This is a genomic window from Vibrio sp. 10N.261.51.F12, assembly GCF_041471725.1.
Classification (GTDB): Bacteria; Pseudomonadota; Gammaproteobacteria; order Enterobacterales; family Vibrionaceae; genus Vibrio.
In genome coordinates, this window is the sequence record NZ_JBFROV010000005.1 from 246,480 (window position 1) to 272,111 (window position 25,632).

The 25,632-nt window shown below is 44.6% G+C and carries 22 protein-coding genes and 4 tRNA genes; 15 read left to right on the top strand and 11 right to left on the bottom strand.

Annotated elements, in window-relative coordinates; translation table 11 throughout:
• Window position 1 precedes the first annotated feature (1 nt).
• From urtE to ureG, 9 genes are all read left to right on the top strand, one after another.
• Window positions 2-697 carry an urea ABC transporter ATP-binding subunit UrtE gene (urtE, locus tag AB4405_RS03675; RefSeq protein ID WP_102468509.1) on the top strand — a complete coding sequence of 232 codons (696 nt, stop codon included), beginning with the start codon at window positions 2-4 and terminating at the stop codon, window positions 695-697.
• Between the two features lie 44 nt (window positions 698-741).
• Window positions 742-1,617, top strand: coding sequence for an urease accessory protein UreD (locus tag AB4405_RS03680; RefSeq protein WP_372059716.1), 876 nt, complete (start codon window positions 742-744; stop codon window positions 1,615-1,617).
• Between the two features lie 110 nt (window positions 1,618-1,727).
• Window positions 1,728-2,030: an urease subunit gamma gene (gene ureA / locus AB4405_RS03685; RefSeq protein WP_102468508.1), complete on the top strand. Its 303-nt coding sequence runs from the start codon at window positions 1,728-1,730 to the stop codon at window positions 2,028-2,030.
• Window positions 2,031-2,040: 10 nt separating this feature from the next.
• Window positions 2,041-2,376: an urease subunit beta gene (locus AB4405_RS03690; protein WP_372059685.1), complete on the top strand. Its 336-nt coding sequence runs from the start codon at window positions 2,041-2,043 to the stop codon at window positions 2,374-2,376.
• 86 nt (window positions 2,377-2,462) lie between these two features.
• Window positions 2,463-4,166 carry an urease subunit alpha gene (gene ureC, locus AB4405_RS03695; RefSeq protein WP_372059686.1) on the top strand — a complete coding sequence of 568 codons (1,704 nt, stop codon included), beginning with the start codon at window positions 2,463-2,465 and terminating at the stop codon, window positions 4,164-4,166.
• Window positions 4,167-4,179: 13 nt separating this feature from the next.
• Window positions 4,180-4,635 carry an urease accessory protein UreE gene (gene ureE, locus AB4405_RS03700; RefSeq protein ID WP_372059687.1) on the top strand — a complete coding sequence of 152 codons (456 nt, stop codon included), beginning with the start codon at window positions 4,180-4,182 and terminating at the stop codon, window positions 4,633-4,635.
• Between the two features lie 135 nt (window positions 4,636-4,770).
• On the top strand, window positions 4,771-5,400 hold the full coding sequence (locus tag AB4405_RS03705; protein WP_372059688.1) for a HupE/UreJ family protein: 630 nt from the start codon (window positions 4,771-4,773) through the stop codon (window positions 5,398-5,400).
• A gap of 47 nt (window positions 5,401-5,447) precedes the next feature.
• Window positions 5,448-6,176: an urease accessory protein UreF gene (locus tag AB4405_RS03710; protein ID WP_372059717.1), complete on the top strand. Its 729-nt coding sequence runs from the start codon at window positions 5,448-5,450 to the stop codon at window positions 6,174-6,176.
• A gap of 10 nt (window positions 6,177-6,186) precedes the next feature.
• A complete protein-coding gene (gene ureG / locus AB4405_RS03715; RefSeq protein ID WP_102468502.1) occupies window positions 6,187-6,813 on the top strand; it encodes an urease accessory protein UreG in 627 nt (208 codons plus the stop codon).
• Between the two features lie 284 nt (window positions 6,814-7,097).
• Here the strand turns inward: ureG and AB4405_RS03720 are convergent.
• The 7 genes from AB4405_RS03720 to AB4405_RS03750 all read right to left on the bottom strand — a co-directional run bounded on the left by AB4405_RS03720 (window position 7,098) and on the right by AB4405_RS03750 (window position 12,753).
• Window positions 7,098-7,171 (bottom strand) — tRNA-Cys (locus tag AB4405_RS03720).
• 68 nt (window positions 7,172-7,239) lie between these two features.
• Window positions 7,240-7,326 (bottom strand) — tRNA-Leu (locus tag AB4405_RS03725).
• A 97-nt stretch (window positions 7,327-7,423) separates the two neighbouring features.
• Window positions 7,424-7,499, bottom strand: a tRNA-Gly gene (locus AB4405_RS03730).
• A 37-nt stretch (window positions 7,500-7,536) separates the two neighbouring features.
• Window positions 7,537-7,610 (bottom strand) — tRNA-Cys (locus AB4405_RS03735).
• A 344-nt stretch (window positions 7,611-7,954) separates the two neighbouring features.
• Window positions 7,955-9,400, bottom strand: a complete 1,446-nt coding sequence (gene viaA / locus AB4405_RS03740; RefSeq protein ID WP_372059689.1) for an ATPase RavA stimulator ViaA — start codon at window positions 9,398-9,400, stop codon at window positions 7,955-7,957.
• A 23-nt stretch (window positions 9,401-9,423) separates the two neighbouring features.
• Window positions 9,424-11,085, bottom strand: coding sequence for an ATPase RavA domain-containing protein (locus AB4405_RS03745; protein ID WP_372059691.1), 1,662 nt, complete (start codon window positions 11,083-11,085; stop codon window positions 9,424-9,426).
• Window positions 11,086-11,259: 174 nt separating this feature from the next.
• Window positions 11,260-12,753, bottom strand: a complete 1,494-nt coding sequence (locus tag AB4405_RS03750) for a VWA domain-containing protein (protein WP_372059692.1) — start codon at window positions 12,751-12,753, stop codon at window positions 11,260-11,262.
• Window positions 12,754-12,976: 223 nt separating this feature from the next.
• Between AB4405_RS03750 and AB4405_RS03755 the strand changes: the two genes are divergently transcribed.
• The 4 genes from AB4405_RS03755 (at window position 12,977) to AB4405_RS03770 (ending at window position 19,252) form a co-directional block, all read left to right on the top strand.
• Window positions 12,977-13,495 (top strand): NUDIX hydrolase, encoded by a 519-nt coding sequence (locus tag AB4405_RS03755; RefSeq protein ID WP_372059693.1) that lies wholly within the window; start codon window positions 12,977-12,979, stop codon window positions 13,493-13,495.
• A gap of 10 nt (window positions 13,496-13,505) precedes the next feature.
• Window positions 13,506-14,510 carry a low-specificity L-threonine aldolase gene (gene ltaE, locus AB4405_RS03760; protein WP_372059694.1) on the top strand — a complete coding sequence of 335 codons (1,005 nt, stop codon included), beginning with the start codon at window positions 13,506-13,508 and terminating at the stop codon, window positions 14,508-14,510.
• 449 nt (window positions 14,511-14,959) lie between these two features.
• Entirely contained in the window at window positions 14,960-16,120 is a 1,161-nt protein-coding gene (locus AB4405_RS03765) for an efflux RND transporter periplasmic adaptor subunit (RefSeq protein WP_102468496.1), read from the top strand.
• A 9-nt stretch (window positions 16,121-16,129) separates the two neighbouring features.
• Window positions 16,130-19,252: an efflux RND transporter permease subunit gene (locus tag AB4405_RS03770; protein ID WP_372059695.1), complete on the top strand. Its 3,123-nt coding sequence runs from the start codon at window positions 16,130-16,132 to the stop codon at window positions 19,250-19,252.
• A 530-nt stretch (window positions 19,253-19,782) separates the two neighbouring features.
• On the opposite strand, the gene tdh is transcribed toward AB4405_RS03770, so the two are convergent.
• Complete coding sequence (tdh, locus tag AB4405_RS03775) at window positions 19,783-20,814, bottom strand: L-threonine 3-dehydrogenase (protein WP_372059696.1); 1,032 nt, start codon at window positions 20,812-20,814, stop codon at window positions 19,783-19,785.
• Window positions 20,815-20,925: 111 nt separating this feature from the next.
• Window positions 20,926-22,119 carry a glycine C-acetyltransferase gene (locus AB4405_RS03780; protein ID WP_102468493.1) on the bottom strand — a complete coding sequence of 398 codons (1,194 nt, stop codon included), beginning with the start codon at window positions 22,117-22,119 and terminating at the stop codon, window positions 20,926-20,928.
• A 155-nt stretch (window positions 22,120-22,274) separates the two neighbouring features.
• Here AB4405_RS03780 and AB4405_RS03785 point away from each other — a divergent pair, with 155 nt between their 5' ends.
• The gene (locus AB4405_RS03785; protein ID WP_372059697.1) at window positions 22,275-23,198 is read left to right on the top strand and encodes a LysR family transcriptional regulator; all 924 of its coding nucleotides are present in this window, start codon (window positions 22,275-22,277) and stop codon (window positions 23,196-23,198) included.
• A gap of 119 nt (window positions 23,199-23,317) precedes the next feature.
• Window positions 23,318-23,704 (top strand): VOC family protein, encoded by a 387-nt coding sequence (locus tag AB4405_RS03790; RefSeq protein ID WP_372059698.1) that lies wholly within the window; start codon window positions 23,318-23,320, stop codon window positions 23,702-23,704.
• A 70-nt stretch (window positions 23,705-23,774) separates the two neighbouring features.
• Here AB4405_RS03790 and AB4405_RS03795 read toward each other — a convergent pair whose 3' ends face one another.
• Entirely contained in the window at window positions 23,775-24,560 is a 786-nt protein-coding gene (locus AB4405_RS03795; RefSeq protein WP_372059699.1) for a LytR/AlgR family response regulator transcription factor, read from the bottom strand.
• 1 nt (window position 24,561) lies between these two features.
• On the bottom strand, window positions 24,562-25,632 hold the full coding sequence (locus tag AB4405_RS03800; protein ID WP_372059700.1) for a sensor histidine kinase: 1,071 nt from the start codon (window positions 25,630-25,632) through the stop codon (window positions 24,562-24,564).

Genomic DNA, 25,632 nt, shown 5'->3' on the forward strand with positions numbered 1-25,632 from the left:
GATGCTCAGTATTCAAGGAGTCAACCAGTTCTATGGTGAAAGTCATACGCTTTGGGATCTGAACGTCGAGATTCCAAAAGGTAAATGCACGGTGTTAATGGGAAGAAACGGCGTTGGAAAAACAACGCTCCTCCAATCGATTATGGGGCTCGTTAAAATTAAAGATGGCCAAATTCAGTTGAATGGCGAGAGCATTCAACAAAAAGCCCCAGAAGAACGCCCTCGCCTCGGGATTGGCTATGTCCCGCAAGGAAGACAAATATTTCCGACACTTACGGTCGAAGAAAATCTTCAAGTTGGTCTTCCGATTCGTCAACGCGGCGACCGAAAAATACCGGCATTTATCTACGATATTTTCCCAGTGTTAAAAGAAATGCGTCACCGCCGTGGCGGCGACTTGTCCGGTGGTCAACAGCAACAGCTAGCGATCGGGCGCGCGCTCGTTGTTGATCCGCAGCTGCTTATATTAGATGAGCCGACGGAAGGCATTCAACCCAACATAGTTCAAGAAATTGGCGACATCATTCTTATGCTCAATCAAAAATATGGGCTTACTGTTTTGCTGGTCGAGCAAAAACTGCCATTTGCACGAAAAGTCGGTGACCAATTTTGTATCCTAGACCGCGGACGAGCGGTTGCGACGGGGGAAATGCCTGCGCTTAATGAACAACTTATCTCGGAGTACCTGACCGTATGACGACTCCCCAGCACGCTTCTTCTCTGACGCCCTCCTCGCCAATAATGCCACCAAGTGCTTCAGTGCACTCGACACCATGCAACGATGTCAACGCAGGTTGGATAGCAGAGCTCAAGCTAGGTTTTATTGATCGAGGGGACAAAACGGTCTTAAAACATCGCTCTCAAAAAGGCCCTTTGTCTATACAGCGCCCACTCTATCCAGAAAAAAACATATGCCATGTCTATTTATTACACCCTCCAGGCGGTGTGGTGGGTGGCGATTCATTGACTATCGATGTGCAGGTAGAGTCAGGGGCCCATACCCTGATCACGACACCAGGAGCAACTAAGTTCTACCGTTCTGATAATAAGCTGGCGAAGCAGACTCAAACTCTCGTGGTCGAAGATGGTGCGACATTGGAATGGTTGCCACAGGAAAATATATTTTTTCCAGACAGCCATGCAAAGGTAAACACACATATCTATCTCACTGATAAATCTAGATTTATGGGTTGGGAGATGCACTGTTTTGGACGCCCTGCACTAAATGAGGGATTCGATATTGGTGCAATCACAGGTAAGACAGCGGTTTTCATCAATCAGCAACGCGTTCTCACCGAACAAATTAAACTAATAGGTGAAGATAAACTCTTTAGTATCAATGGACTAAGAGACTGTTCCATGACTGCATCATTCTTTATTACCAATACTGATGATGAGTTATTTGAGTTGGTACAGAGCTTGCTGAATGCAATACAGGGCAGAGAAAAATACGCCAGTCTTATCCTTGGTATCACCCATATTGAAGGGTTAATTATTATTCGGGCTTTAGGGGAATGGAGCGAAACTATCCTAGCGGCATTCAGTGAAATTTGGCAGCAGGTTCGTCAAGTATGGCTCGGTAGCGCCGCTGAATTACCAAGGATTTGGGCAACGTAATTAACAGCAAGCCGTTAAGAAAAAAATTAAATAGCAAAACACCGTAACCGGTGCGATCCGACACGAGATGTCATCGCGCCAGATCAATCCACCACGACATGGACAGCAAGATGGAATTAACGCCAAGAGAAAAAGATAAGCTACTTATTTTTTGTGCCGGCATGCTAGCGAAGCAACGCAAAGAAAGGGGAATTAAACTCAATTACCCTGAATCGATCGCCTTAATAAGTAGTGAGATTCTCGAAGGCGCTAGAGAAGGAAAAAGTGTCTCGGACTTGATGGGTTACGGACGAACCATTCTAAGCGCTAATGACGTAATGGATGGTATTCCCTCTATGATCCCAGATATACAAGTTGAAGCCACCTTCCCGGATGGCACCAAACTCGTCACCGTCCACGAACCCATTGTTTAGGGCTTAATTCATGACAAATATTGCGAAACAAACCAGTGCTTTTATTCCCGGTGAATTACAAGCCGCGAGTGGCAGCATTGAATTGAACCCCGGTAAGCAAACGCTGACGGTTTCTGTAAAAAACCTCGGTGATAGACCCATTCAAATCGGTTCTCACTATCACTTCTATGAGGTCAATGAAGCGCTAGAATTCGACCGCATTTCGAGTAAAGGTTTTCGCCTAAACATACCTGCAGGCACAGCGACTCGTTTTGAGCCTGGACAGTCTCGTACGATAGAACTTGTCGAGTTTGGTGGCAAACGTGAAGTATACGGTTTTCAAGGTAAGGTCATGGGTTCGCTTTAGTCGACAGCGCCTTACTTTGAACACCCAGGTTTTATACAAACACATAATTAGCAAAATAATAATGAAAACAATAACAAGGACAGGTTATGGCGAGTATTTCTAGACAAGCGTACGCGGAGATGTTTGGCCCAACAGTTGGCGACCGTTTACGACTCGCTGATACAGAGTTGTGGTTAGAAATAGAAAAAGATTTCACGACCTACGGCGATGAAGTGAAGTTCGGTGGTGGAAAAGTAATACGGGACGGCATGGGACAGAGCCAGCGACCTAGCGCAGAAACCCCGGATTTAGTGATTACCAACGCCGTCGTATTGGATTACTGGGGTATCGTAAAAGCAGATGTTGGCATCAAAGATGGCCGCATTGCCGCCATTGGTAAAGCTGGTAACCCTGACATACAGACGGGTGTCGATATCATTATCGGCCCGGGAACTGAAATAATCGCAGGTGAAGGATCGATATTAACCGCAGGTGGCGTTGATTCTCATATTCATTTTATCTGCCCACAACAAATTGAAGAAGCCTTGGCGTCTGGCGTGACCACCATGATAGGCGGCGGCACCGGACCAGCCACTGGAACCAACGCGACCACATGCACGCCTGGTCCTTGGAACATTCATCGTATGCTGGAATCTCTTGATCAATTTCCAATGAACTTTGGATTACTTGGAAAAGGAAATGCAAGTCAACCCGAAGCACTTCGCGAGCAAGTGGCAGCTGGTGCCATTGGATTAAAACTCCATGAAGATTGGGGGACCACACCCGCTTCTATCGACACCTGCTTAACCGTTGCTGATGAGATGGATGTTCAAGTCGCGATTCACACCGATACCCTTAACGAGTCTGGCTTTGTAGAGTCGACACTTGGGGCCATTGGCGACCGTGTTATACACACTTACCATACCGAAGGCGCTGGTGGTGGACACGCTCCTGATATCATTCGCGCTTGTGGGGAAGCCAATATACTCCCCTCTTCAACGAATCCAACCAGACCTTATACCGTCAACACCGTTGATGAACACCTGGATATGCTAATGGTCTGTCATCATCTTTCACCATCAATTGCTGAAGATGTTGCCTTTGCGGAATCACGTATCCGTAGAGAAACCATCGCTGCTGAGGATATCCTTCATGATCTCGGCGCATTCTCAATGATTGCCTCTGACTCACAAGCGATGGGCCGAGTCGGTGAAGTTATCACTCGTACATGGCAAACCGCTCACAAAATGAAGGTTCAACGTGGTCATTTAAAGGAAGACACTGACTTTAGTGACAACTTCAGATTAAAACGATACGTCGCCAAATACACTATTAACCCAGCAATTACTCATGGTATGAGTCACGAGATTGGATCCATTGAGGTTGGAAAGCTTGCTGACCTCGTGCTGTGGAAGCCCGCGTTTTTTGGTGTTAAGCCGAGTTCAATTATCAAAGGCGGAATGATTGCAATGGCACCAATGGGCGACCCTAACGCGTCAATCCCTACCCCACAGCCCGTACATTACCGATCCATGTTTGGTAGCTACGGTAAGGCATCTCAAAAAACGTCCATGCTATTCATCTCTGAGCAGGCGAAACAAGATGGTATCGACAAGCAGCTTGGGCTAGGCAGTCTTATTGGTGTGAGTAAACACTGTCGAAACATTTCTAAAAAAGATATGAAGCTGAACGACTGGCAACCAAAAATTGAGGTCGATTCACAAACCTATCAAGTCAAGGCGAACGGTGAATTACTGACTTGTGAGCCGGCCGTTGAGCTACCAATGGCACAACGATATTTTTTATTTTAAATCAGGAGTTTTCATGATCGAACTAATGGAGCTTGCCTCTCGAAGCTCACACACTCAAACCGATGGTAGCCTTAGCTTACCGATAGACAGCCGGATTAAAAGTAGACTCAAAGTCACATTAGATGATGGGCGTGCTGCTGGTCTGTTTCTTCCTCGTGGCCACATTCTTCGTCATGGGGAAGTACTGCGCAGTAAGTGTGGCTTAACGATTGAAGTTAAAGCGGCGTCAGAAAGCGTTTCTACGGTGTACTGCGACGATGCTTTGCTCCTCACTCGCGTCGCTTACCATTTAGGTAATAGACACGTCCCACTTCAAGTTCACGCGGGTTGGGTACGCTATCAGCATGATCATGTACTTGATGAAATGGTGGTCGGCCTCGGAGCGGAAGTTACAAGTGAAATCGAGCCTTTTGAACCTGAGGGCGGTGCTTATGGAGGCAGCTCTGGTGGCGGACATCACCACCATTAAGTTTCTAGCGCGTTTTGCCGCCCTAACAATCAGCAATAAACAATCAACAATCAACAATCAACAATCAACAATCACTCTAAACTTAATCGCAACTCATTGACGCACCGATAAATATAATCAACAAGGAATCGTTTTATGTCATCATTTCGCTTACCGTCAGTTCAGGTTTCCAAAGCCTCCGTTAGAACACTATCACTTTCAACCTTGTCTCTTTCCGCACTATTTAGCGCACCAAGTTTTGCACACGTGGGACACCACCATGATTCAGCAATGAATGCTTTCCTTTCGGGCGTAACGCACCCAGTGACCGGTCTTGACCATCTGGTGGTTCTGATTGGTTTTGGGTTATTAGTCGGGTTTGTGCAATCTAAACAGCCATCAAAACCTCTTCACCTCAAGCTTATCATGGCGGCACTTGGCAGCTTATTAATCGGGCTCGTGGGTGGGCGCTTGATGGGTGAAATAGCCGGTGTCGAAACTCTGATTATTGGGTCGCTCTTTGTCGTAGCCTTTGGTCTTTGGAATGTCTTTTCCGCCAGAGAGACCCTAACAAAATGCCTCACTCTCGCATCCATTGCTTTGATTTTTTTCCATGGTTTTGCGCATGGTGTTGAAGCATCTGGTTCCATTACACAATTTTCAATTGGCATGCTTGTCTCAGCGTTTATTTTGATGCAGCTAGGGCGAAAAACCAGTTTACTACTGACGCACAAATGGGCCGCGATTGGCGTTGCGTCAACCTCCGTTGCTATTTCTCTGCTTTAAGCAATAAGGTAACGATTGTGAACAATGCCTTAAAACACCATGACCAATTGGCACGTCACGGATCCCAAAGTGATCAATCAAACCATACGGGTGATTCAGTTTCGAGCTTTCGTCTGTTCCAGCTTATTAGCCCTTCTCTTCCCATAGGGGGTTTTACCTACTCTCAAGGACTTGAATGGGCGGTAGAGGCTGAATGGGTGAACAACCAATCTTCAATGGTGGACTGGCTCACTATGATGCTCAATTACAGCATGGTGACACTTGAGCTTCCCATAATGAAGCGTCTGTATGCCGCCGTTGCTGACAACGATATGTCAGCTATCGCGCATTGGTCAGAGTATTTATATTCATGTCGCGAAACCAAAGAGCTGCGCGCAGAAGAGCTTCAACGTGGTAAGGCATTGTACACACTATTAAAGCAACTCAATTTCAAATCAATATCGCTACTAGATGAGGCCAGACAACACACCAATCATCGATCTAATTCGCTATTGGGTTTTTGTTTGGCCGCTCATGAGTGGGGCATCCCTCTCCATGAGTTAGAACGAGGGTATGTATGGAGTTGGGCGGAAAATATGGTGATGGCTGGGGTCAAACTTGTCCCACTAGGGCAAACCGCTGGTCAGCTATCGCTGATCGAATTATCCAACCAGTTTCCGCAAGCTTTATTGGCAGCACTCGATGTTCAAGACGATGAGATTGGCAGCTTTACGCCCTCCATCGCGATCGCTAGTAGTCGACACGAAACCCAATATACCCGACTGTTTAGGTCGTAAAGAGAATATTATGGAAGATTATAAACAACCACTTCGCATTGGAATTGGCGGTCCAGTAGGATCAGGTAAGACAGCCCTGTTAGAAGTTCTATGCAAAGCGATTCGTGACAAACTGAACATTGCAGTCGTCACTAACGACATTTACACGCAAGAAGATGCAAAAATTCTTACTCGTGCTGAAGCATTAGCGCCAGACCGAATTATCGGTGTGGAGACTGGTGGATGCCCACATACTGCGATTCGCGAGGATGCTTCAATGAACCTTGCTGCCGTTGAAGAGTTAGCACAAAAACACAAAAACCTCGATGTCGTTTTTGTCGAAAGTGGTGGTGACAACCTAAGTGCTACTTTCAGCCCTGAGCTGGCAGATTTGACTATCTATGTTATCGATGTCGCTGAAGGAGAGAAAATCCCAAGAAAAGGTGGCCCAGGTATTACACGGTCAGATCTCCTCGTGATTAACAAGATCGATTTGGCGCCTTACGTAGGGGCCTCGTTGGAGGTGATGGAAAGCGACACGCAAAGAATGCGGCCAACAAAACCCTATATTTTTACGAACCTTAAAGAAAGTATTGGCCTAGATTTTATTATCGATTTCATTCTTACCGAAGGAATGCTTGAGTTTAAGTCCGTATAAGCGTTTTACTATAAACCCTCACTACAAGATGTGGCCTACTAGCCGCATCTTTTTTCGTCTATCCCACATTAGAATCAAAGCAAACTAATATCGATGCCTTTGCGTCAATACCTATAAAAATGGTCTGTACGAAGGTGTTCAAAAACATAGACTCAAGTGATCGTTTTTCACAGTAGACTGATTATGGGGATACGTATAGATCATCACTAGGAACGAGAGCTGTTGCTGGTAATGGTCAGTCTAAACGGGATTAGTAGGAAGATATAGAGTGAGAGAAGATTGAATGGAGGCGCCTCCCGGAGTCGAACCGAGGTCCACGGATTTGCAATCCGCTGCATAGCCACTCTGCCAAGGCGCCTTCAGTAGTGTTTAAAGAGAACAACTCTTTTGATGTCATTCTAGCAATAGAATGTCTATCAAAGTAGATGGTGCCCCGGGCCGGACTTGAACCGGCACAACGCGAACGTCGAGGGATTTTAAATCCCTTGTGTCTACCAATTCCACCACCAGGGCACGCAATGTCTTGCGATGCGCCAACCAATGTACTCTTTCAATAAAGAGTGGTTAAACACCATCTGTGTCTCATCGCTTTCGCCATAAGATTTTAATTTGGAGCGATACATCGGGTTCGAACCGATGACCTCAACCTTGGCAAGGTTGCGCTCTACCAACTGAGCTAGTATCGCATTGTCATTCTTCTGACTCATAAACTGAGAAAGAGAATGGAGGCGCCTCCCGGAGTCGAACCGAGGTCCACGGATTTGCAATCCGCTGCATAGCCACTCTGCCAAGGCGCCTTTAGTTTAAACATAATCGTCTTCAATATGTTTAATTTCAACACGTTAATGAGAGAGTGTCTCCGTGTGAGATGCATACTTTACGGATTGAGCGGTATTAGTCAAACAAAAAAATGAAATAAGTTGTCCACTTGCTGGCTTTCCGTACAAAGCGATTATCTAACCCTCAGTTCGTGCAAAAACCACTCTACGAGAACCGCTCATTGAAGCGGTAGATTCTGATCTCAGCACGGACTGTGAGTATAAAAAAGTACACTTAAATTGGTTCATACGTTTAAAAAGAAACGGTATTTAACCCACCAGTGATGCAAATAGGGGCCTGCTAACTTTCAAAAATCGTCCCCTCACCATTTTTTCATCAGTCGCCCTACGAGATTGGGATGATAAGACCAGCAATGGTCAAACATACCCATCAAGGAAGGGTTGCCGTATTTTGACAGGCTAATAGCATGGAAACGATTCTTTTTGTTCTTGAGTTCGGTTATCTTTCCCACCAGCTCTGGTGACTGTTCTGGAGCAATGAAATCAGAGATCACAACGAGGTCAGCATTCTTATAGGTATCAGACAACATCAGATCAATGGACTGGGTTAATACCGGCTCTAAGTCGGTACCACCATGGAATGAATAACTGAGGAAGTCGGCCGCTTCCCGTAAACCGTCTTGTTTCGTCAGTTCATAAGTAATATGTTGCGTTGAAAAAAGAATGACATAGCATTCTCTTGATTCAGCCAAGGCGATTTGCATCAATGCATACGCCATCGCTTTCGCGCATTGCTCAGGGAACCCACTCATTGAGCCTGACGCATCCACACAGACGATAAATGGGCCTTTATCAATCTCTATTTCGCTGTTATCAGGCTGCGTGGCTCGTACTTTCTTTAATGTCCTCGATTTCCCCTGCATTTTATAATTCATTAACCGCTTATCGGCTAAGTGTTTATAAAACACAACTTCCAATTCAGGATAAGCTAGGAACATGGTTTCGTTCGGTAGTAGTTTATTCAGGTCGTCTGATTCGTGGATCCCGACAATGTCATCAGTCGCTTCATCACTTTCTTCTTCCACCATCTCTAAAGATTCAGTTGGTGATTTATTGAGTTCAGGATCATCTTGTTCGTTAGCCATTCGACCTAACTGCTCGGCAATGTCTTGCAGACCTTTATTCTTTTTAAGGAACTCCGCATGGTTATGCATAACCTTGAGATCGGTTTTGGTTAGCTTAGCGGCCGCCATATCCCATAGACGTCCCAACGCGGCTTCGTCACCCTGCTCCGCAACGGTATCCATGTTTTTCATGGTTTCCATGCGTTGGTAAAGGTCGGTGAGAAACTTTTCTTTGCTGGCTTCGAGCTCGGTCATTTCTGCCTGTTTGATCGCATCTGATAAGCTCTTGTACCAAAGATCACAAAAGTAACGGGGAAACATGGGGTTATGATGCTGATTGTTTTTATCTAGCAAGCGTTTCGCTTGTAAATAAAAAGCAGAGTGCCATTCTAGTTTTTTGGTCACATCGTGAATTTGAGCGAAAAACGTCGCTTCATCCCAATGGATCACTTCTTGATATAAGGCTAACTCATGCTGAAACCGTTCGGTTTCACAAACACGAGTCATGCGCTTTTTCACCGAGCCTCGCCATTTCAATAAATGACCTTTAACAGAACTTCGGACGCCTCGATTCTCCGTTAGCGCCGTGACCTGTGAGCGAGCCATAAGGTCGTTAACCGCACTATCAACGATCCCTGAATCAGCAATCATCAAGGCTAAATTTAAGCCATCTGCTCCTAACATCCTGTCTCCCGATGGTTACGGTTTTACTCAAAAAATGATCGTAGACTTTTTACCCTAGCAATCGTTTTGGCACTTTCTGCGCTGGTTGTCTCTAACGTCTTAGTTACCGTTTGTATGCTGACTTCCATTTCCGTTGGAATCATTTGGTCAATAAAATTATGAGGTAGCGCGCCATGAAACTTAGAACGTACCGATCGCAAATGATGTTCCGTGTGATTTAATTGCGCCAGTACTCGTGCAGCTTGTGTTTCCCATTCGATATGTAATGTTTCATCAACGCCTTGTTTCGTCACTAGTGTCAGCGGTACAGAGCGGTTGGCGATATCTTTAATCACGAGGTTATTCGCCGCATCAAGATCGAGTTTTAATCGGCATAGGTGAGTATTTTGATTCACGTAACCATAAACATCCCCGCCCCCTTCTTTAATGGTGCGGTTGAGTTCGTCACGTGGAATATAAACCCAACGGCTATCGCCCTTTTCACTTTCGGATACTGAAAGGTTGCTTCGTAATAACACCAATTTCACTAAGTCTGTCGCGGGCCCTACTTTGTATGACTTGGCATTCGACGTATCATATTGGTAAACATCCTTGCGTCGTAAACCAGTGGTGCTTTCTAGTGACAATGGCATCGCGTATTCCGCTTCAATCTCTTCTTGAAGGTCGGTAAGGGTTTCTTTGCCGTCTTCAATTTGTTGAAAGACCTCTTGCTGATCAAACGCATAATTCAGTGCAAAGTTATGTACGACACTGTTAACGATTTCTCTTGATTCAGGGCTATTCCAAAGACAATCTTGAAGCAGTAACAAATCCAGCGGGTTCACGCTGTCTCTACCGTTAAAAAACGCACTGGCTTTAAGCAGTTTCACGGCTTTTTTCCAACGACGGTCTGAGACATAGAGATCGGATTCAGACAAGCGCGAACGGTTATCGTTAGAGGCAGATTCTAGTAATTCTTTTAACTGGTAGAGCTTTTCAAAAACGTCATCACTGAGTTCAACTGTTTCCAAATCGCTTTGCCATTGATGGTATTCATCATCAGTGATCGCTAACCCTTCCGGGATTTTTGCTTCTTGCGAGGTACCCACAGTTAACATTGATTTGAAATTTTGTTTGTTCTGAATACGGTTAACAAAAACCCGTACTAGCATTCGATCGTAAAGAGCATCTAAGCCACTATCTTCATCAGGCAGTTCATTCGACGCCGACACGAGCAGGCGCATAGGGACCCGCTCAATATCACTGCCATTTTTAAAGGTTTTTTCATTCACTACAGTAAGGAGCGTATTGAGAATTGCCGGTCCTGCTTTCCAGATTTCATCTAAGAACACGACTTGAGCAGTAGGAAGGTAACCTTTTGTCAGTCGAACATAGCGACCATGATCTTTAAGCTCTTGAATACTAAGTGGCCCGAAGACTTCTTCTGGCGTTGAGAATCGAGTCATTAGATATTCAAAATAACTGCTGTTATCGAAAGCTTGAATGAGGCGTTTGGCAATCAAGCTTTTTGCAATCCCCGGAGGACCAAGAAGGAAGACACTTTCACCTGCTAATGCAGCAAGCAGGCACAGTTTTATGGTCTCTTCTCGTTCATAAACACCATCAGAGAGTGCAGCAGCAAGCTTGGTAATTCTTTCTGACCTTAACGCTCTGTCAGCATGGGAAACAACGGTGGGTTTGATCATGCCTTTACCTCTGAGCACAAATTAGGACGCATTATTAAATTTATACATTTGTTATTATTATGTTACAAGACATTTCATTAACGTCCCATGATAAGCATGAACGCTCTCAGAAATTTATCAAGCTGATTTTATTGATGTTTACACAAAAACTTGTGCGTTCGACTTTCCTGCTTATTAGCCGAAAGTATGAGACAGCACTTGTTTCGCTTTATTTAACTTCAGTGAAGGGTGTTTGACAAACTGCCCCATTAAACTTGGATGATATCGCCACTGGCTATCGAATAAGTCGAGTACATCGGGGTTGCCGTATTTCGATAGACATAAGGAGTGAAAACGATTGTACTGCCCTTTTAGGGACGACACTTTGTCGACCGTATTTTCATCCTGTCTTGGCGTAATAAAGTCAGAAATAACTAAAAGGTCGGCGTTTTTGTAACGCTCACCCTGCATAATATCAACGGCGTGATTTAGAACCTGAGATAAATCAGTTCCACCTTTAAAGGTATACGACAAAAAATCACACGCTTCTTTTAAACCACTCACTCCCGTGAGATCGTATGTGATAAAGGTTGATGAAAAAAGAATAACATGACATTCCCGCTGTTGTTGCGCTGCCATTTTCATTAATGAGTACGCAATAGCCTTAGCCGACTTCTCTGGAGCACCTTGCATAGAACCAGACGCATCTATCGCAATCACCATTGGGCCTTTCTCTTTATCTACCTTGCCATTCGCATTGGTTGGCACTTGCAGTTCACGAATCGTCCTATGTTTGCCTTCGGCTTTATACGTTAATAATCGTTGCTCAACTAAGTGCTGATAAAATATTGTTTCCAACTCTGGATCGGCTAAATACATTGTTTCGTTAGGGAGCAAACGGTTTATGTCATTGCTCTCGTGGATACCCACTATATCGTCGGTTGCGAATTCACTTTTCTCCTCTACCACGATATTTTCTTTGCAACGCACCTTGGTTAACTCAGGCGCATCGACATCTTCTGCCATTCGACCAAGCTTATCGGCAATGGCCTTGAGATCTGAATGCTTTGCTAGGTAATCGGCGGTGCGTTCAATGTGTTTCCAATCTTGCTTAGTCAACTCAGAACCAGCAAGATCCCACAGTCGCCCCAGTTTGCCCTCATCCCCGTCGCGCTGTAGATGTTCCATATCTTTAAGCGTGTCGATTTTTTGATAAAGCTGCTTAAGGAATTTAGACTTTTGTTCATCAAGGGTGGCTTGTTGCTTCTCTTCAACGCTATTTTTTAAACTGTCGTACCACAACTTACAAAACTGGCGAGAGAAAAGAGAAGCTGGATATTCGTTACTATTAGCGGCGAGCGAATGTGCTTGGTCAAAAAAAGCGGAATCGACGGGAAAATTTTGAATCAGAACGCCGAACTCTTGATGGAACTCTTGGTCTGTGAGATAAACCACTCGCTGATAAAGATTGAGCTCGTCTTGCAATGAATCAGCGGCCTGTTTTGTAACCAGCTTTCGTCTGACGGTTTTGGTCCATTTGGTCATTGTCGCGGTGACACTTTGTTTAATTCCCTCGTCACTGCCTAGTGCCAACAAATCCGTTTGATGCATGATATCTCTTACCGCTGAATCGACTATTCCTGATTCCGCAACCATCATGGCAAGATTAAGACCGTCCGCTCCAAGCATTACTCACCTACAATAAAACATAATAAATACACAGATTTACTGATATACCTAAATTTCGAACACTATAATAGATCAGAAATCCTAGATTCCATTTTCGATCGTAAGCTGACGTGAGCCTGACACAACACTCCATCGACTTTTGCGCCACATTATGGTTTATTGCATTGATATCATCCGTCTCTAACTCCTAAGCTATTAGCTTATACATCAACGGGCCCCAATTATGGCGAATCGGACTATTCATCAATGGAAATCAATCTCGCTAATTGAAGAAGATATCGAGTTACCCAATCAAAAAATCATCACTCACACGACCATTAAACACCCTGGCGCCGCGGTAATTCTGCCCATCACCGCTAGCGGGGATATCTTACTGATCAATCAATACAGGCCGTCGTTGAAGAAATGGTTACTTGAACTCCCCGCCGGTACACTCGAAGAAAATGAAACGTCCTATGAATGCGCCCATCGAGAACTGATTGAAGAAACGGGTTTTCAAGCCAGCGAGTTGTATTCACTAGGGCAAGTTACGCCATTGGCTGGTTTTTGTGACGAGATACAACACCTATATGTCGCAAAGGGCTTACTTTCAAACACCGACCTTCCGTGTGATGACGATGAAGTCATTGAAGTTGTGACAATGTCACGCTTAGAACTACAACAAAAAATAATTGATGGTTGCATCACTGATGCCAAAACGATAGCTTGTTTAAGTAAAGCTATATTATGTGGATACCTTTAGGAGAGTTTCAATGGATTTTCGCTCGGACACCGTGACCCAGCCTACTCAAGCTATGCGTGCTGCCATGGCTAACGCCCCTGTTGGCGACGACGTCTATGGAGATGACCCCACCGTCAATGACCTTGAGTTGTGGGCCGCAGAGCGACATGGCTTTGAAGCCGCGATGTTTACTACGTCCGGTACCCAAGCAAACCTACTGGGTTTAATGGCACACTGCCAACGTGGCGATGAATACTTATGTGGTCAGCAAGCCCATAATTATAAATATGAGGCTGGTGGCGCTGCAGTATTAGGATCTATTCAGCCTCAACCTATCGAGAACAATCCAGACGGCACTCTCGATTTTGCCAAGCTGAAAGCGGCCATTAAACCGGACGACAGCCATTTCGCACGTACCACGTTACTGAGCTTAGAAAATACGATCAATGGCAAGGTTCTACCACTTTCTTATTTGGCCGATGCCCGTCGGTTTGTTGATGATCACAAACTCAATCTCCACCTCGACGGCGCTCGTGTCTATAACGCGGCGGTAGCGCTTAACGTTGATGTTAAAGAAATTGCACAACATTTTGACTCAATGACAATTTGTCTTTCAAAAGGGTTGGCCGCTCCTATTGGTTCGTTACTCCTTGGAGATAAAGCATTCATTCAACGCGCAAGAAGGCTGCGTAAGATGGTTGGCGGCGGTATGCGTCAGGCTGGGATTTTAGCGGCGGCGGGTAAACTGGCGCTGACGGAACAGGTTGAACAATTACGCGTTGATCATGCCAACGCTAAAAAGCTCGCTTATGGTCTCAATGATATAAATGGTTTTAGTGTCAACGCGGACTTCGTAGAAACCAATATCGTATTTGCTAAACTATGCGATACCGTTGATATTGACGCTATTGCAGATACACTGGCAAAAGACGGCATCACTATCACGCCAAGTAATCCAATTCGGTTTGTCACGCACAAAGATATCTCATCCAATGATATCGATGTATTGCTCAGCAAATTAACCACACTTGTCTAGCCATATTTCAATCTAAAATGAAGCGTTAAGCATAGTTAACTTTTTTGTCTTAACGCTTCAATTATCAATGACGTAAAATAGGCACACAAAAGTATGCCTATTACCTTTCTTAATGAAGATCAAGAGAGGAAGAGAGGAAGTGAGACACTATCCTTTTGTAACTCATATCCAATCGACATAAAAAGCCTCCAATATGAACTGCCCCCCAATAGTTGGACACCAATTATTGGGGGCTTTTTCTTATCTGCTACCATCATGGGTCAATCGTCCGGGGAGTCATGCTCTCGCTTCATTGGGTATGCACACACTGTTGACATACTTGATGAACCTCTCATTTCTATCAAGTCATTAACAAATATGCATTATTTCCTACATTTACCCTGCTTTATGTGAATCATAATGTAAACTTAAATAATAAATTGGTCATTTTCACTAAACAAGGATTGTTTATGCTTTACTTTCCAAAAGCCAAACGCATTGTCGCTGGGTTTGCCGTTACTCTCATTCCCCTCACTTTTTTAATGGGCTGCGACACTCAGCCTTCAGCTGAAAACAAAGTCATTCCAAAGGTTAAAGTCCTAGAGGTCGTTGTTAAAGAAATTACGCCTAGTGAAGAATTTGTTGGCCGTACCGAAGCAAGTCAAGATATTCAAATTAAATCAAAGGTTCGTGGTAATTTACTGCACACTTTCTTTGAAGAAGGCAGTAATGTCGAGAAAGGCGATGTCCTATTTGAAATCGACCCTGAACAATACGAAGCGGCTCTCAAAGCATCTAAAGCATTGGTAGCACAATCCAAAGCGGCTTATAACACCTCGGTGCGCAACTTCAAGCGCGGTGAAGGATTGATTAAAGACAAATATATCAGCCAATCTGATTATGACAATCTACTCTCTACGAAGCTTCAAAATGCAGCGGCATTACAAAGCGCCAATGCCGAATTAGATAATGCAAAACTTGAATTAGGTTACACCAAAATATACGCCCCTTTTAGTGGTCGTATCGGACGCGCTGAAGTCTTCATGGGTGACTTAATCATTCCTGATCAAACCGAGCTAGTGAATCTTGTTCAAGTGGAACCAATCTGGGTGAATTTCCAGCTTCCAGAAAAAGTCATTATCAACGCACAACGCGCGCACAAATCGTCGACTTCTGACTACAAAATAGAAGACCTACCGATCAAAATTCGCTTCCCAGATGGTTCCGTCTTTGGTGAAGAAGGTATTATCGACTTCATCGATAATCGAGTAGATGGCGGTACAGGAACGCTAGCAGTGCGTGCTGAATTCCCGAATAAAGAGCACCTTATTGTCCCTGGGCTGTATGTAACGGCCATTATCCAAGCCCCTGCCATCGAGAAAGTCGTATTGATTCCTCAACGTGCCGTTCAGGAAGACCAACAAGGACGCTACGTATTAACCGTTAATAACGAAAGTATTGTCAAACGGAAAAACGTGGTTTTAGGTAAACGTTACGGCATCGACTGGGAGGTAGAAAGCGGCATTGAAAAAGGCGAACTTCTCATCACAGAAGGTTTACAGAAAGCTCGTATCGGATCTGAAGTCGAGCATGATATGGATACTATTCAGCCATTTTCAGAAGATAAATAAGGAATCGCTATGATTAGTAAATTTTTTATTCATCGGCCCAAATTCGCGTTCGTCATTTCTATAGTATTAACGCTAGCAGGTTTGTTATCCATTCCCGTTTTGCCCGTCGCTGAGTTTCCAAACATCTCACCCCCGATGGTCTCTGTCACCACCTCATATCCAGGTGCGAGCGCTGAGGTCGTTGCCGATACCGTTGCCAAAGTCATTGAGGCTGAGGTTAACGGCGTTGAAAACATGATTTATATGGAATCAAAGGGGGCAAATGACGGTAGTTACAATTTAAGTGTTACATTTGAAGTTGGCAGTAACGTGGACATGGCTCAGGTCAACGTTCAGAACCGGGTCCAGCAAGCCATGCCCCGGTTACCTTCTGAAGTTCAACGAAATGGTGTAAAAGTAGAAAAACAAGATCCTAACATCTTGATGATGCTTAACCTTGTTTCTCCTAATGAGTCTTTAGATAATCTCTTTCTTAACAACTATATGGGCATCAATATTAAGGACAACCTTGCCCGTGTAAATGGCGTGTCCAAAGTTAGCATTATCGGTGGCATGGATTATTCAATGCGTATTTGGTTAAACCCAGATCGCATGGCAAGCCTTGGTGTAACGGTCGAGGATGCGATTGGATCCATCCAAGAGCAAAATATCCAAGTCGCTGCCGGCCGTATCGGTGCTGCCCCAGTGCCGCGAGACCAACAATTTCAATATACGCTTTCCACCAAAGGTCGACTGAGCCATCCAGAGGAATTTGAAGAGATCATCATTCGTTCAAATGAAGACGGAAGCGCTGTTTATCTCAAAGATATTTCGCGTATTGAACTTGGTGCTGCAAGTTATGACGCGGAAGCTATGCTGGACAACAAAGCCTCTGCGCTATTGTTTATCTACCAAGCCAGTGGTGCAAACGCCTTAGAAGTCGCTAAAGGTGTGCATGAAGAGTTGTCTCGCCTCGAGAACCAATTTCCAGAAGACATGGATTATAAAATCCTCTATGACACCACTCAGTTCGTAGAGACCTCCATTGATGAAATGATCGAAACCCTGCTAATAGCAGTCACATTGGTTATTTTAGTGGTGTATATATTCCTTCAAGACTTCCGGCAAACCCTCGTTCCCGCCATTGCAATTCCTGTTTCACTCATCAGTACTTTTGCCTTTTTGTTAGCCACAGGAATGAGCATAAACACCGTGTCTCTGTTCGCACTGATCTTGGCAATCGGTATTGTGGTTGATGATGCCATCGTCGTGGTCGAAAACACCACCCGATTAATGGAAGATGAAGGGCTAAATGCCGTTGATGCCACGACCAAATCAATGCAGGAAGTAACAGGTCCGGTTGTTGCAACCACACTTGTACTGCTTGCTGTATTCGCACCGACAGCGGTCATGCCTGGCATTACTGGGCAAATGTATGCGCAGTTTTCCATTACCATTTGTATCGCCGTTCTTATTTCCTCAATCAATGCATTAACATTGAGCCCTGCCCTTTGTGCGTCGCTGCTTAAACCGCCTAAAGTTCATGAAAAAGGCTTTCACGCTAAATTCAACAAGGTGTTTAATCGTGCAACCACTAAGTACACAGGCTTCGTGTCCGGGATGGTTCGTAAACTAATGCTGGTCGGGGTCGTCTATGCCCTACTTATCGGTGCCACCGGTATGCTAGCCACTTCATTGCCGTCAGGCTTCGTACCGACAGAAGACAAAAAAGCATTCTTCGTTGACGTACAATTGCCAAATGGTGCGTCCATTAACCGCACCAAAGAAGTCATGACGCAAATGGTTGACGACCTGAATAAAATTGAGGGTGTCACTAACGTTATTTCGGCCAGTGGTTACTCCATCATTTCTGGTGCTGTGTCGTCAAATGCAGGTCTGATGGTGGTCATTCTATCTCATTGGGACGAGCGTCAAGATCCGTCCCTGGTTGAATCTCAAATTGTACAACGAGCCAATGGCGTATTAGCTCGATACAGTGAGGCTCAGGCAGTCGGTTTCTCCTTGCCAGCACTTCCCGGTGTGGGAACCGTATCCGGTGTGGAGTTCTACATTCAAGATACTCTGGGTCGTTCTCCGGCAGACCTCGCGGGTGTCATGCGGGCAACGTCGATCCAAGCAACGACTGAACCCGAGCTGACCGCGGCATTTAGTACTTACCAAGCAGACGTACCACAATTATTTGTGGATGTTGATAGGCAAAAAGCAAAGGTACAAGGCGTACAACTTAGTAGTATTTTCACTACGCTACAAACCATGCTCGGTTCCATGTACGTTAATGACTTCAATCGCTTTGGTAAGGTGTTTAGGGTCAATATGCAAGCCGAAACAGAATACCGAGATTCTGAACTCGACATCGCTCGTTTTTACATTCGAAATAAAGATAATGTCATGGTGCCCCTTAACACACTCGTGACCATTGAGCCTAAACTTGGTCCTGAGTACATTAACCAATTTAACCTATATGGTGCGGTTAAGGTTAACGCCTTCCCTGCCCCAGGTTACAGCTCAGGGCAGGCTATCGATGCCGTAAAACGCATTGCAGACAATACTTTCCCGAATGGTTATACGTATGAATGGTCAGGGCAAACTTATCAAGAATTGAAAGCGGGAAATCTAGCGCCGTTCATTTTCAGTTTGGCACTTATTTTTACCTATTTGTTCTTAGTGGCTCAATATGAAAGCTGGACGGTCCCTATTTCGGTCATGCTTGCGGTTCCTGTTGCCATCTTAGGTGCCTTTGTCTATATCTGGATTATGGGCTCCGATATTAACTTGTATACCCAGATCGGCTTGGTACTACTAATAGGCCTCGCTTGTAAAAACGCCATATTGATTGTCGAGTTTGCCAAGCAGCTTCGTGAAGGCGGCATGAGCATTGCCGATGCCGCTGTCAAAGCCGCTCGATTAAGATTTAGGGCGGTACTGATGACAGCATTCTCCTTTATTTTAGGGGTTATTCCGTTAGTTATTGCTACCGGAGCTGGCGCAGCAAGCCGAGTCTCATTGGGTTACGCAGTAATGGGTGGCATGATCGCGGCGACTATTGTCGGAACCTGTTTGGTGCCCGTCTTTTACGTCATGCTTCAATCCATGCGAGAAAAGTTTAAAGCGAAAAAAACTGACGCTGTGTAGACATAACATAGTTAAAAACACATCGCTGTCCCGAACAATCGGGTGATAAAAAGCCCTCCAATAATTGGTTTCCAACTATTGGGGGGCTTTTTTATGACTCGTCGAATCAATGCTTGTCGCCGTTGTTCGTTAGGTTAACCGTCGTATATTATTTTCTTAATTTGGTATTCAGCGTCTCAATCACACCCGTTGCAATAGAATCGAGTAACAGTATTTAACACCAAATAAACGGTACGCCTTTTTAATTGGGCGCATTGTTATACTTGTTTGAAACAATCTCACGCAAAGGAGAGGCAATAGCATTTGAGCGTTATACGTCTATGTAATTAGAAGAAAGGCAGGATAAGTCAAAACCAAGGTTCGCTGAAACGGGGACTGGAACAGGATTAAAGATGGATGAACGCACTATTGATAATGAATACCGGAATAATGGCCCATTACCAGTCATGTATCGCCTAGATAGAAACCCTAGGCACAAAAAAAGCGATAGTTTTACCTATCGCTTTCTATCAATTTAACCTTGTTTGTTACTATTCCCAATCAAGAATAACCTTGCCAGAAAGTCCGCTGCGCATAGCATCGAAGCCGGCTTGGAAGTCATCGACTTTAAAGTGATGAGTGATGATTGGTGATAGATCTAGGCCAGATTGAATCAAAGATGCCATCTTGTACCACGTTTCAAACATTTCGCGACCGTAGATACCTTTAATAACTAAACCTTTAAAGATAACTTGGTTCCAGTCTACTGCCATGTCTGACGGTGGAATACCTAGAAGCGAGATCTTACCGCCATGGTTCATGTTGGTTAGCATGCTGTTAAACGCAGAAGGGTTACCCGACATTTCTAAACCAACATCGAAGCCTTCCGTCATACCAAGATCAGACATGACATCTTCTAGCTTCTCTTCCATCACGTTAACAGCGCGCGTTACGCCCATCTTCTTAGCAAGATCTAAGCGGTATTCATTGACGTCAGTAATCACAACATGACGAGCGCCAACGTGTTTTGCTACTGCCGCAGCCATGATACCTATCGGGCCTGCACCTGTAATAAGTACGTCTTCGCCAACCAGATCAAACGATAGTGCTGTGTGCACTGCGTTTCCAAACGGGTCAAAAATCGAAGCCAAATCATCAGAGATTTCAGCTGGAATTTTAAATGCGTTAAACGCTGGGATCACTAGGAATTCAGAGAACGCACCGGTACGGTTAACACCAACACCTGTCGTATTGCGACAAAGGTGCGTACGTCCGCCACGACAGTTACGACAGTGACCACAGGTAATGTGACCTTCGCCAGAAACACGGTCACCGATCTCAAATCCGCGCACTTCTTGGCCAATGCCAACCACTTCACCAACGTATTCATGACCCACAACCATAGGAACAGGAATCGTATTTTGAGACCATTCATCCCAGTTGTAAATGTGTACATCAGTACCACAAATCGCTGTTTTCTTGATGCGAATAAGAAGATCATTATGACCCATTTCAGGTTTTTCAACCTCGGTCATCCAAATGCCTTCTTCAGGTTTGAGTTTTGATAGCGCTTTAATTTTCATCGGTTTACCTATGATTCCTACGGCTAATCAGCACGTAAAAATATCAATTCTTAATATCAAATGAGCATCGTTTTGATGCTCATTCATTGACGCTTATTGCTTATACGGCGTCTAAATAATAGACATGTCTTTGCCGACTTCGATAAAGACATCAATCGCGCGATCAAGTTGCTCACGTGAGTGTCCCGCAGACATTTGTGTACGAATACGTGCTTGCCCTTTTGGTACAACAGGGAAAGAGAAACCAACCACGTAGATACCTTTTTCTAGAGCGCGCTCTGCAAATTCTGCTGCCACTTTTGCATCACCCAACATAATTGGGATGATAGCGTGATCAGCGCCGCCCATAGTGAACCCTGCCCCTTCCATACGTGTACGGAAATGCGCGGCATTCGCCCATAAATGGTCACGCAAATCTCCGCTTTCTTCTAGTAAGTCTAGAACGCGAATGGATGCATTAACAATGGCTGGCGCAACCGAGTTTGAGAACAAGTATGGACGTGAGCGTTGACGCAACCAGTCAATGACTTCTTTTTTACCTGAAGTATAACCGCCTGATGCACCACCCATTGCTTTACCCAATGTACCTGTGATGATATCGATACGGTCAACCACATCATGATATTCATGAGTGCCCGCGCCAGATTTGCCCATAAAGCCAACCGCGTGAGAGTCATCAACCATGACCAATGCGCCATACTTATCTGCTAAATCGCAAATGGCAGGAAGATTAGCCACCACACCATCCATCGAGAACACGCCGTCGGTTACGATAAGAGTATGACGAGCGCCCGCTTCTTTGGCAGCAATTAATTGCTGCTCAAGCTCAGCCATATTGTTGTTTGAGTAGCGGAAACGCATTGCTTTACACAAACGTACGCCATCAATAATTGAGGCATGGTTCAAAGCATCAGAGATGATTGCATCTTCTTTGCTCAAAATGGTTTCAAACAAACCCGTGTTGGCGTCAAAACATGACGTATAAAGAATCGTGTCTTCTTTGCCCAAGAACGTAGATAGCTTTTGTTCTAGTTCTTTATGAATATCTTGGGTACCACAAATAAAACGTACAGATGCCATACCAAAACCATGCTCATCCATACCGACCTGACCGGCTTTGATAAGTTCAGGGTGATTAGCAAGACCTAAATAGTTGTTTGCACAAAAGTTAAGGACTTCTTCACCGCTAGAGATCTTAACCGCTGCTTTTTGTTGAGAAGTAATAATACGCTCTGACTTGTACAGCCCTTCGTTTTTTACTTCTTCAATTTGATCTTGGATTTGCTGGTAGAATGCAGAAGACATCTTAGATTCCTTTTTATGTTCCTATATACATAGGTTTTGTAGGGAAAGACGAGTCACCATAGGCGCTTATCTTTAATGAAACCATTCTAGTTCATTGTGAAGGAAACGATTATCCCTTAACATGGAAAACCATTAGTGAATCTGAGGCAATAATAATGTTTAATCACAAGCTCATCAGTTTACTCCCTGACCTTGCCTCTTATATTATGGTGGTCAATGAGGGCAGCTTCACCGCAGCGGCGAAAAACCTTGGGGTGACCCCTTCCGCCCTTTCTAAAACCATCACCCGTTTAGAAAGTGCGCTATCTGTTAAACTATTTGAACGCACAACGCGTAAGCTTGTCATTACTCAGGCTGGGGAAAAGGTCTATGACCAAAGCGTATTGATGGTAAATGCAGCGCAACAAGCCGTAGAAGTGTCCCAGTCGGATCATACTGTACCAAGCGGGGCCTTAACGGTCGCCGCGCCTGAAGCTTTCCTTAATTCCGTGTTGCAGCCCTTTATCACCCCGTTTTTAAAACAGTATCCAGAGATTCAACTCAAGGTTCGTGCGCTCGACGGCAATATTGATTTAATGAAAATGGGCGTAGATGTCGCCTTTAAACTCACTGATAAGCCTGACGAAAATCTCGTCATGAAAGACGTAGGCCCCACTAACTTGGTGTTGTGTGCTAGTCCAGATTACATTGCCAAGCATGGGATGCCAAAGACCCCTGAAGACTTACTCGAGCACGACTGTTTATATTTAGCTGAGACTACACGAGACCATGTTTGGGATTTTTTAAAAGACGATGCGTTTCTCACCGTGAAGGTCTCTGGACGATATGCCGTCAATCAATCACAACTGCGTTTAAGTGGTGTGAAAGAAGGGCTAGGCATCGGTATTTTTCACGATTTTGTGATCAAAGAATCATTGAAAGACGGCAGTACCGTGCAGGTGTTGGCAGATTGGACGATAAAAAGTAATTATCATGGCACGATTGCGCTTCAATACGCGCAAACTAAATATTTGCCAGCCAGGATGCGGGTGTTTATTGATTATGTCATGTCAGTGTTACCCGAACGCCTGTCGTTGTAATTCGCTGCCGCGTAACTGACTGTTTCCCGCTCTTTTTTAGTGGAACATTCAGGTACTTCTGTTTGCTTTATTGTGTAAAAAAAAGCTAATCATGACTCTTCATAATTGTAGGAATCTTCATGTTAAAAGCCACACACCACGTCGCCATTATTTGTTCCGATTATGCGGTTTCGCGTCATTTTTATACTGAGGTATTGAAACTCAGCATCCTTGATGAAAATTACCGAACCGATCGAGACTCCTACAAGCTTGACCTTGCCCTTCCCGATGGCACTCAATTGGAGTTATTTTCATTTCCTGATGCACCCAAAAGACCGAGCTTTCCCGAAGCACAAGGGCTTAGACATCTAGCATTTACTGTCGACAATATGGCTAACGCCGTGGCGTGGCTTGTTGAACAAGGCATCGCAGTCGAGCCCATACGTATTGATGAGTACACTGGAAAACGGTATACCTTTTTCCAAGACCCCGATGGCCTGCCATTAGAATTATGCGAGATTCAATAATCAAAATGTCGCTGTTTATTTCCGCAGCGTTAAGGACCCACCAAGCGAAAACCGCATCACTCAATACCTTTTAACGAAACAGAGACTGCATGGCTCGGCTCACAGGTAATGTCGTGCCGGCAATGTGCACCATCCATTTGCCGGAGAGTTCTTTTTTGACCTTATCTAAACGACGAACATTTATGAGTGTCGCACGATGAATTTGCCAAAAATAATCTGGGTCGAGCTGTGTGGTCAGTTCTTTAATCGAACTACGTAAAATGTATTCCTGATAACTTGACTCTACCCAAGCTACAACCGTAACGTACTTGTCTTCAGCTTTAACATACGCAATATCATCAACGGCGAGTAAATGGACCTCATCATGCTTGCTCGCCTTCAACCACTTGGTATATTTTGGCGGTCCGCCTGCCGAAAGGTGTTCAATCTTTGACATCAGCGTTTGCAAGGTGCCACTGTTCTCAGATGGAAGTAAACGTTGTTGTATTCGATGACAAGTGGCGAGCAGGCGGTCTTCTTGTATGGGTTTCAACACATAATCAATCGCATTGGCCTCAAAGGCCGCAATCGCATATTGATCAAACGCGGTGACAAAAACGATAATCGGAGCCGATCGCTCCGTTGCTTTCTCGAGTGCGGCAAGCTGATTGGCAACATCAATTCCTGATAAACCGGGCATTTGAATATCAAGAAATACTACATCAGGTTGATGCTCTTTGACTGCCTCTATGGCTTGTTCACCGTTCTCACAACGGCTCACAATCTCCAATTCTGGCCATATCTCTACCAACATTTTATCTAAATGGAATCGTAATAGAGGTTCATCGTCGGCAATAACTGCCGTATATGTTGTCATTTTAGGCTTCCTGTTTATTTTGCGTGGGCAAGACTGTAGACGTCGGCAATACAATGGTAGACATCACACCACCTTCCTTTTTCTCGTTTACCGACAACGACGATTTTTCTCCATACTTTGCTAACAACCGCTCTTTGACATTGGACAAGCCAATACCATGATTCGAATTTTCGGAGTTTTTATTCCCATACTGAAGGCCAACGCCAGTGTCTGAAATTTCTAAAATACAGAATTCGCCTTCCTGACGCGCATTTATCTCAATACTCCCCCCTGCTACGCTTGGTTCTATTCCATGTATGACGGCATTCTCGACCAACGGCTGTAACAAATAAGGAGGGATTTTTATGGTTGACAGCTCATCTGGAATATCGATATCAAAACGTAGTCTCGAACCTAACCGCACTTGCTGAATGCCCAAGTAAGCTCGAATCAGCGTTACCTCTGACGCCACATCAATTTGGGTTTGTCGATGTCGAGACATTGACCCACGAAGCAGTATCGTCAGTTTATCTAACACCTCTTTTGCTTGATTCGCGTCGTAATCAATGAGGACGTTAATATTGGCAAGGGTATTAAAAAGAAAGTGTGGTTCAATTTGGCTTTGCAGTTGCTTAAGCTCAGATTCAATTAAGACCTTGTCTTGCTTCGCTTTATCCAACTTAGCTTGGTCTATTTGTTGCTGCAAAGAAAACTGCTTTTCCTGTGCATGGAAGAAGTAAAAGGATATCGCGGTAAAAATAATCCCAAGTAACAACACCGGTTTTAACCCTTGCCACGCGTCAAACCCCGGGTATTGTCGTAGCCAAAAGTAGGCATTTATCGTACCCAAACAAACTGCGCCAGATATCGACATCACTAATGAGGTGATGCGCATAGCGGCAATCTTGGGTAACCATCGCTCAATCAGCCATGAAAAAAACAACGCACTGTATCCATAACCAAGGCTGATAAAAGCATTTTCATAATACGGGGCCGTCCAGATTGACGAGGTGATAACCGCAATCGCAAGACAAAACAAAGACGTAAAAATGGTGGATCGCACCCAGTTTGAACGTTTGCCTGTGCATTCCAT